Genomic DNA, 8,253 nt, shown 5'->3' with positions numbered 1-8,253 from the left:
AAAGACGTCGAACTCGCCGCATAACCCCAGCAACCCCGAACCACCCCAAACCCCACACAGGCGCCTTGACGAAAGACATAGAGGCACCCCCCCCCCGGGGCTCGCCTCAGCGCAGCGCCGCCAGTTCGGCGGTGACGGCGGTGGCCTCCGCCGCGGACTGCGCCCGCTCGACCCGTACCGACTCACACCCCACCCAGCTCGCCGCCTCGGCCAGCGCTCGGGCCATGGCGGGTGCGAACTTCGCTTCGGACAGAGAGAGCTGACGGGCCACCAGAGTGCTGCCCTCGCGCGCTGGATCCACCCGACCCACCAGTTGCCCGCCGGCGAGCAGGGGCATGGCGAAGTAACCGTGCACCCGTCGGGGCTTGGGGAGGTACGCCTCCAGTCGGTGGGCGAAACCGAAGACCCGCTCGGTGCGTGAACGGTCCCAGATCAGCGAGTCGAAGGGCGACAGCAGCGTGCAGCGGTGGCGACCGCGCGGTTCGGCCGCGAGCGCCCGTGGATCCGCCCAGGCCGGCTTGTCCCAGCCCTGCACCGTGACGGGCACCAGACCGGAATCGGCGACCACCGCGTCGACCTGCGCACCACGCAGGCGGTGGTAGTCCGCCAGATCGGCGCGGGTCGCGACGCCCAATGCCTGGCCGGCCAACGCCACCAGCCGGCGCAGGCACTCGGCATCGTCCAGTTGATCGTGCAACAGCCGTGACGGTACGGCCCGCTCCGCCAGGTCGTAGACCCGCTTCCAGCCGCGCCGCTCGGCGCACACCACTTCCCCGTACATCAACGCCCGCTCGACGGCGACCTTCGTCCCCGACCAGTCCCACCAATCGCTGGTCTTCTTCGCCCCGCCCAGCTCGGTGGCGGTGAGCGGCCCCTCGGCACGCAGCCGCCGGATCACGTTCTCATACGCGCCCTCGGGCAGCGGGTGGTTCCAGTGCGGTCGGGACCGGTAGGCGCGGCGGCGGAAGGCGAAGTGTGGCCACTCCTCGACGGGCAGGATGCAGGCCGCGTGCGACCAGTACTCGAAGGCGTGACCGCCGCTCCAGTACGCCTGCTCCACCTCGGTGCGGCCCACCGCGCCCAACCGTGCGTAGGGGACCAGCTCGTGGGACCGGGCCAGCACCGAGATCGTGTCCAACTGCACGGCGCCGAGGTTGCGCAGGACCCCGCGCACCCCGGCGCGCCGGTCCGGCGCGCCCATGAGGCCCTGTGCGCGCAGGGCCAGCCGGCGGGCTTCGATGGCGGACAGGGCGGTGGTGGTCGGCGGGGAGGGCGTCATGGCGCAGACCCTAGGACGCCGCACTGACAGTGAGGGGGTGGGTGGGCGGCATGGGTCAGCTGCGGGCCGGGAGGTACGGAAGTGTCGCCGTCAGCCCCAGATCGCTGGGGAGTAGCCCGCCCACCCAGCAGTCCCGTGTGGTGCCGCGATGTTCCAGGGCCCCGCGCAGCGTGCCCTCGAAGCGGAACCCGATCCTCTCGGCTACGGCGCGGGAGGCCTCGTTGCCCGCCTCCGCCCGCCATTCCACCCGCCCGCAGCCCAACTCGGTGAAGGCCCACCGGCTGGCGGCGGCGACGGCTTCGGTCAGGTAGCCGTGGCCGCGGTGTTCAGGGGCGGCCCAGTAGCCGATCTCCAGTGACCCCGGGGAGCGCCGGTGCAGTCCGGTGGCTCCGACGAGCGGGCCGGTCGGGCCGCCGAGCAGGATCGCGAAGACGTACTCGCTGTCCGTGCGCCAGCCGCCCGGTGCGACGCGCCGGACGAAGTCCTCGGCGTGCTCCTGCCGGTAGGGGGAGGGGACGGCGGTCCAGCGCTGGATGTCGGGGTCCTGGCAGGCCGCGTGGACGGGCCCGGCGTCCTCGCTCCGCAAGGGGCGCAGCGTCAGACGGGCGGTGGTCAGCGTGATCGGTTCCATCCGCGGATTGTGGCCGTGCCGGGTGGGTCGTGCGAACACTTTTCGGGGGAGAGCGGCACCTTCCGAGCTTCCGACCCGTTCTCCATGCAGGGCGTCCGCAGAACCCTGCGAGACGGCGGACCTCCCGACGCGGCCGGGTCCTCGCTTACGATGGCCGTTGCGGTGGGGACCACCTGCCGTGCCCGCGTACGAAACCAGTGCCAGGCCCGACCGGCAAGGAGACCAGCCTCAGTGTCCGTCTTCAACAAGCTCATGCGTGCAGGCGAAGGCAAGATCCTGCGCAAACTGCACCGCATCGCGGACCAGGTCAACTCCATCGAAGAGGATTTCGTCAACCTCTCCGACGCCGAGTTGCGGGCGCTCACCGATGAGTACCGGGAGCGGTTCGAGCAGGGCGAGTCCCTCGACGACCTGCTCCCCGAGGCCTTCGCGACCGTCCGTGAGGCGGCCAAGCGCGTCCTCGGCCAGCGTCACTACGACGTGCAGCTCATGGGCGGCGCCGCCCTCCACCTCGGGTACGTCGCCGAGATGAAGACCGGTGAGGGCAAGACCCTCGTCGGCACCCTGCCCGCCTACCTCAATGCGTTGTCCGGCAAGGGCGTCCACCTGATCACGGTGAACGACTACCTGGCCGAGCGTGACTCCGAGATGATGGGCCGCGTCCACAAGTTCCTCGGCCTTCAGGTCGGCTGCATCCTGGCGAACATGACTCCGGCCCAGCGCCGTGAGCAGTACGCCTGCGACATCACCTACGGCACGAACAACGAGTTCGGCTTCGACTACCTGCGCGACAACATGGCCTGGTCGAAGGACGAGCTGGTCCAGCGGGGCCACAACTTCGCCGTGGTCGACGAGGTCGACTCGATCCTCGTCGACGAGGCCCGTACCCCGCTGATCATCTCCGGCCCGGCGGATCAGGCCACCAAGTGGTACGGCGACTTCGCCAAGCTCGTCACCCGACTCGGCAAGGGTGAGCCCGGTAACCCGCTCAAGGGTATCGAGGAGACCGGCGACTACGAGGTCGACGAGAAGAAGCGCACGGTCGCCATCCACGAGGCCGGCGTGGCCAAGGTCGAGGACTGGCTGGGCATCGACAACCTCTACGAGTCCGTCAACACTCCACTGGTCGGCTACCTGAACAACGCCATCAAGGCCAAGGAGCTGTTCAAGAAGGACAAGGACTACGTCGTCATCGACGGCGAGGTCATGATCGTCGACGAGCACACCGGCCGTATCCTCGCCGGTCGCCGTTACAACGAGGGCATGCACCAGGCGATCGAGGCGAAGGAAGGGGTGGACATCAAGGACGAGAACCAGACCCTCGCCACGATCACCCTGCAGAACTTCTTCCGCCTGTACTCCAAGCTCTCCGGCATGACCGGTACGGCCATGACCGAAGCCGCCGAGTTCCACCAGATCTACAAGCTGGGTGTCGTGCCCATCCCGACGAACCGGCCGATGGTCCGCAAGGACCAGGCCGACCTGATCTACCGGACCGAGATCGCCAAGTTCGCCGCCGTGGTGGACGACATCGCCGAGAAGCACGAGAAGGGCCAGCCGATCCTGGTCGGCACCACCTCGGTCGAGAAGTCCGAGTACCTCTCGCAGCAGCTGAACAAGCGCGGGGTGCAGCACGAGGTCCTCAACGCCAAGCAGCACGACCGCGAGGCCGTCATCGTCGCCCAGGCGGGCCGCAAGGGCGCCGTCACCGTGGCGACCAACATGGCCGGCCGTGGTACCGACATCAAGCTCGGCGGAAACCCGGACGACCTCGCGGAGGCCGAGCTGCGCCAGCGCGGCCTGGACCCGGTCGAGCACGTGGAGGAGTGGGCGCAGGCGCTGCCGCAGGCGCTGGAGCGGGCCGAGGCCGCGGTCAAGGCCGAGTTCGAAGAGGTCAAGGAGCTCGGTGGCCTCTACGTGCTGGGTACCGAGCGTCACGAGTCGCGTCGGATCGACAACCAGCTGCGCGGTCGTTCCGGCCGCCAGGGCGACCCGGGCGAGTCCCGCTTCTACCTGTCGCTGGGCGACGACCTGATGCGCTTGTTCAAGGCGCAGATGGTCGAGCGCGTCATGGCGATGGCGAACGTTCCCGACGAGGTGCCGATCGAGAACAAGATGGTCACCCGGGCGATCGCCTCCGCGCAGTCCCAGGTCGAGCAGCAGAACTTCGAGACCCGCAAGAACGTCCTGAAGTACGACGAGGTGCTCAACAACCAGCGCGAGGTCATCTACCGCGAGCGCCGCCGCGTCCTGGAGGGCGAGGACCTGCACGAGCAGGTGCGTCACTTCATGGACGACACCATCGACGCGTACATCCAGGCCGAGACCGTGGAGGGCTTCGCGGAGGAGTGGGACCTGGAGCGGCTGTGGGGCGCCTTCCGGCAGCTCTACCCGGTGCAGGCAACCATCGAGGAGCTGGAGGACGCCGCCGGGGACCGGGCCGGCATCACCGCCGAGTTCATCGCCGAGTCGATCAAGGACGACATCTACGAGCAGTACGACTCCCGGGAGAAGCAGCTCGGCTCCGACATCATGCGCGAGCTTGAGCGCCGCGTGGTCCTGTCGGTCCTGGACCGCAAGTGGCGTGAGCACCTCTACGAGATGGACTACCTCCAAGAGGGCATCGGCCTGCGGGCCATGGCGCAGAAGGACCCGCTGGTCGAGTACCAGCGCGAGGGCTTCGACATGTTCAACGCCATGATGGAAGGCATCAAGGAGGAGTCGGTCGGCTACCTGTTCAACCTGGAGGTCCAGGTCGAGCAGCAGGTCGAGGAGGTGCCGGTGCAGGAGGCGGGCGAGCGCACCTCGCTGGCCAAGGAGGAGGCCCGCCCGGAGATCCGCGCCAAGGGCCTGGACGCCCCCCAGCGGCCGGACCGCCTGCACTTCTCCGCGCCGACCGTGGACGGCGAGGGCGGCGTGGTCGAAGGCGACTTCGACAGTGACGGCCAGCCGGCCTCCGGTGAAGGTCTGACGCGGGCGGAGCGCCGCAAGGCGCAGCGCGCGGGAGGCCGTCGACGCAAGCAGTAGGCGGCGGGCTGCGCACGCCATCGGCCGGGGCCGGGTACCACTGGGTACCCGGCCCCGGCCGTGTGAGGTCCCCGGACGGCTGCTCACCGGGGGACCCGCTCCCCGCCGAGTTCCACCGCGGCACAACGCCAGCGCAGGTCGGGGCCCTGCTCGAGTCGGAAGGCCATGGCCCGCACCCGGTCGCCGGCATCGATGCGCGCGAAGGCCTCGATGACGTGGTCGGTAGGGCGGGCCATATCGCAGTAGCGGAGCACGGGGCGCTGCTTGCCGGCGGTGAGGAGGGGCGCCATGGGGGCCAGCTGGAGCAGTTGCTCGTACGCCTCGCCGATGGTGTGGCCGAGCATCCAGTGCACCGGTCGCTGCCCGCTGAGGACCGCGAGGAGCCGTTCGGCGAACCAGTGGTGGGGCTGGATCTGGCGCGGTACCCGAGGTGTGCTGGTGGGGGCGGAGGGGGCTGGGTGGCGTTGGTCGCGCCGCCCGACGGGCCGGGTCCTGTCCATTTGGTTCGTCCCCAGAGGAGCGGGCCCGGCTAGTACCGGGCGGTAACTTGGTTGGGGATCTTCTACGGCCGCAACGTCGGGGTGTGCAAGGCGCCCGTGCGAGCTCGGGGCGGCCGTGACGGTTCCCCTATCAGGGTGAACCCGGCGCCGGACCTGCCCCCACCTGCCACGACGGGGCGTCGGGGAGTGGACGCCGCAGGAGTGGTGACCCGCACCCCGAAGGGGGACCCGCCGCCGTATCCTGATCCCGTCTCCCTCCTTACGGAAAGCAGTCGGCCATGCGCGTGTACGTCCCCCTGACCCTCACCGGGCTCGCCGAGGCGCACAAGGCGGGCGGGCTGGGCCCCGTCCCGCTGCGCGCCTATGCGGTCACCCCCGGGTTGCGCGAGTGGTACGTCTCGGATGAGTGTGACACTTGTACTCAACATGAGTCCACAGCGCGAAGGCGACATACCCGCCACCTTTAAGACCACCCGCCCCCGCAAGCCTGAACCGGCACCCCTACCCCCCGGTTGGGAGACCCCACACCGGTTCATCTATCCGCCGGTCGGTCCGCCCCCGGCCAACTGGCCCCGTGCGGTCATCTACTGCCGTCAGTCCAAGCTCAACGAAGACGGCTCGAATGCCTCACCGCAGATGCAAAAGACGGCCGGTGAGGGTCTGTGCCAAGCCCGCAGCTACAACCCGGTTGCGTGCTTTACGGATGCCGGAAAGTCGGGTTGGGACCCTCGCGTCAAGCGGACCGGCTTTGACGAAATGATGGAATGGGTCCGCGCGAAGAAGTGCGATGTGGTCGTGATCTTTGCCCTTTCCCGCCTCACTCGCCAGGGCGCAATAGACGCTCTCGAAATTGAAGCCGAAATGCGTAAGAACGGTGTAACGCTCGTCAGCGTTCAGGAACCGTACCTTGATACTTCTGATGCTATCGGAATCGGCATCTTCGCGATTATCGCCGGTCTTGCGAAGCAGGAGAGCGACAATAAATCGGCATTCATCACGAATGCTCGGGAACTCGCCCGGCAAGCCGGTGGGCATCTCGCAGGTTCCGCGCCGTTCGGAATGCGAAGCGTCAAGGCAAAGACTGTCAACGGTGTTTCGTGGGTCAAGCTCGTACCGGAAGATGATTTTTGGTTCCGCGCGTGGACCGAAGCTGACACCGTGCGTCGCATGGTCGAAATGGCCATGGGGAACCCGGACAAGGATATTCCCGGAAGGTCCCCCGGCAAGATTGCCGAATGGCTGAACGCTGAGGGAATCCCCACTCCGGCACAACGCAAGGTGAACGAGGGGCGCAAGTTTAACGGCCACCGGACTAAGGTCAAGGCGGCTCCGCCGCACTGGTCGTCGTCGCAAGTCCACCGAATCTTGCGAGATCCGCGAATTGCCGGAATGGCTGCTGACAAGGTGGGCGTATATCACTACGAACTACGGCTAGGTGACGACGGAACCCCCATGCACGTTCATGAGGGCATCATCACCGCCGCGAAGTGGTACCGGCTCCAAAACACCCTGGGGGTTGCTGGAAAGAAGGGCAAGCAAGTGGACGGGACTACGCGAACGCTACTCAGCGGGTGGAACTTCGCCCGCTGTGAATGCGGGGCATTTCACACCTACTCCGGGAAGCCATCGGCAAGCCGAAGCCCGTATTACCGGTGCAGCCGTACCGCAGACTCCCGAAAGGCACTCGGCAACGGCCACACTGCGAATGCCATTCAGGCAGAGTCTCTTGATGAGTACGTGGCCCGCCGGGTCTTTGCGCGCATGCTCGCCATAGACACCGAAGACGCAGACGACTTGACCCTTGCCCGCGAAGCCGCCCGCCGGTTCGCCGCACAGACGGACACCAGCGACACCGGCCGCAAGCTGGATGAGTTCAAGGCGCAGTTGGCGTACACGCAACAGAGCCTTACGGACCTCTACGAAGAGCGTGCTCTCTATAAGGGTCCTGAGGGCAAGAAAGCGTGGCGTAACGCCGTGTCCGCGATGCTGGCCACTCAGGCGCGATGCCAAGAGCAGATAGAGCGCTTGGAGGAGGACCAGACGGAACGCATCGTGATGCCTATTGACCAGTGGTCCGACACAAACACGGGCGACCCGATCGGGCCCAAATCCCCGTGGTCCCAATGGGGACTTATCAAGCGCCGTGAGTTCCTGTCCCTTTGGCTGGACGGGGTCACCATCCACCAACCGGCTAACCCGCAGTCCGGCCCAAAGGCAACCCCCATTGAGCTCCGGGTGACGTTCCAGTGGGCACAGCCGACCAAGCAGGAAGACGAAGACGACGATGAGCCGCTGACGCTCGAAGGGGCACAGGGAGCCCCTGAAGCCGTCTGACGGCCTACCTGAGCGCCGTTCACGGCCCGTTGCTGGGGAAACCTGGTGGCGGGCCGTTCGGCGTCCCTGGCGGCGTACAGCCATTCTGCTCCTGAGCGAGCCGCGCGGTAGCGCTGTGTCAGCGAGCAGGCGCAGGCAGGCGAGGCGTCACCCTACGTAACCAATCCCCCTCAATCATCACTAGGTGTACACCACAGTGGTGACGAGTGACGAAATGACGAGTAGTTCTGTTCCATGCATACATCAACAACAACTCCCTTTATGGCCGCAATGCCAAACAGGGGTCACAACCGTCACTCGTCACCCCCCGACCGGCACCCCCACCGAACACGGGGCGCGCAAGAAGGGGGCGCGTCGCTCTCCGTGACCACTGAAGCAGGTGTCCACAAACGATGGTTATTGAGACGGTCTCACCGACCGCCTCAGTCGCCCGAAACCGTGTAGCAAAACCCGTCTCATAACCTCTCGAAAACCCTTGAGGT

General features: G+C 67.1%; 5 protein-coding genes and 1 pseudogene. 3 read left to right on the top strand and 3 right to left on the bottom strand.

What is annotated here, in order from left to right; all coding sequences use genetic code 11:
• Nucleotides 1-106 precede the first annotated feature (106 nt).
• A complete protein-coding gene (locus ACFYMC_RS29225) occupies nt 107-1,279 on the bottom strand; it encodes a winged helix-turn-helix domain-containing protein (protein ID WP_388531017.1) in 1,173 nt (390 codons plus the stop codon).
• A gap of 55 nt (nt 1,280-1,334) precedes the next feature.
• A complete protein-coding gene (locus ACFYMC_RS29220; RefSeq protein WP_388531014.1) occupies nt 1,335-1,910 on the bottom strand; it encodes a GNAT family N-acetyltransferase in 576 nt (191 codons plus the stop codon).
• 231 nt (nt 1,911-2,141) lie between these two features.
• On the opposite strand from ACFYMC_RS29220, the gene secA reads away from it, so the two are divergent.
• Nucleotides 2,142-4,937 (top strand): preprotein translocase subunit SecA, encoded by a 2,796-nt coding sequence (gene secA / locus ACFYMC_RS29215; RefSeq protein WP_388531011.1) that lies wholly within the window; start codon nt 2,142-2,144, stop codon nt 4,935-4,937.
• Nucleotides 4,938-5,020: 83 nt separating this feature from the next.
• Here the strand turns inward: secA and ACFYMC_RS29210 are convergent, their stop codons facing one another.
• Nucleotides 5,021-5,437, bottom strand: coding sequence for an Rv3235 family protein (locus ACFYMC_RS29210; protein WP_388531008.1), 417 nt, complete (start codon nt 5,435-5,437; stop codon nt 5,021-5,023).
• 278 nt (nt 5,438-5,715) lie between these two features.
• Between ACFYMC_RS29210 and ACFYMC_RS29205 the strand changes: the two are divergent.
• Both ACFYMC_RS29205 and ACFYMC_RS29200 read left to right on the top strand, forming a co-directional pair.
• Nucleotides 5,716-5,850: pseudogene (locus ACFYMC_RS29205) on the top strand (DUF6912 family protein); the annotation flags it as partial.
• A 13-nt stretch (nt 5,851-5,863) separates the two neighbouring features.
• Nucleotides 5,864-7,771: a recombinase family protein gene (locus ACFYMC_RS29200; RefSeq protein WP_388531005.1), complete on the top strand. Its 1,908-nt coding sequence runs from the start codon at nt 5,864-5,866 to the stop codon at nt 7,769-7,771.
• The last annotated feature ends 482 nt before the right edge of the window (nt 7,772-8,253 follow it).

The sequence above is a fragment of the Streptomyces sp. NPDC006879 genome (assembly GCF_042869595.1).
Taxonomy (GTDB): domain Bacteria; phylum Actinomycetota; class Actinomycetes; order Streptomycetales; family Streptomycetaceae; genus Streptomyces.
This window is presented reverse-complemented; position numbering and strand designations above follow the sequence as displayed.

What these genes read in the sequence shown, in the direction of transcription:
- ACFYMC_RS29210 (WP_388531008.1), bottom strand. Translation starts at nt 5,437, where the DNA reads ATGGACAGGACCCGGCCCGTCGGGCGGCGCGACCAACGCCACCCAGCC.
- ACFYMC_RS29225 (WP_388531017.1), bottom strand. Translation starts at nt 1,279, where the DNA reads ATGACGCCCTCCCCGCCGACCACCACCGCCCTGTCCGCCATCGAAGCC.
- ACFYMC_RS29200 (WP_388531005.1), top strand. Translation starts at nt 5,864, where the DNA reads ATGAGTCCACAGCGCGAAGGCGACATACCCGCCACCTTTAAGACCACC.
- ACFYMC_RS29220 (WP_388531014.1), bottom strand. Translation starts at nt 1,910, where the DNA reads ATGGAACCGATCACGCTGACCACCGCCCGTCTGACGCTGCGCCCCTTG.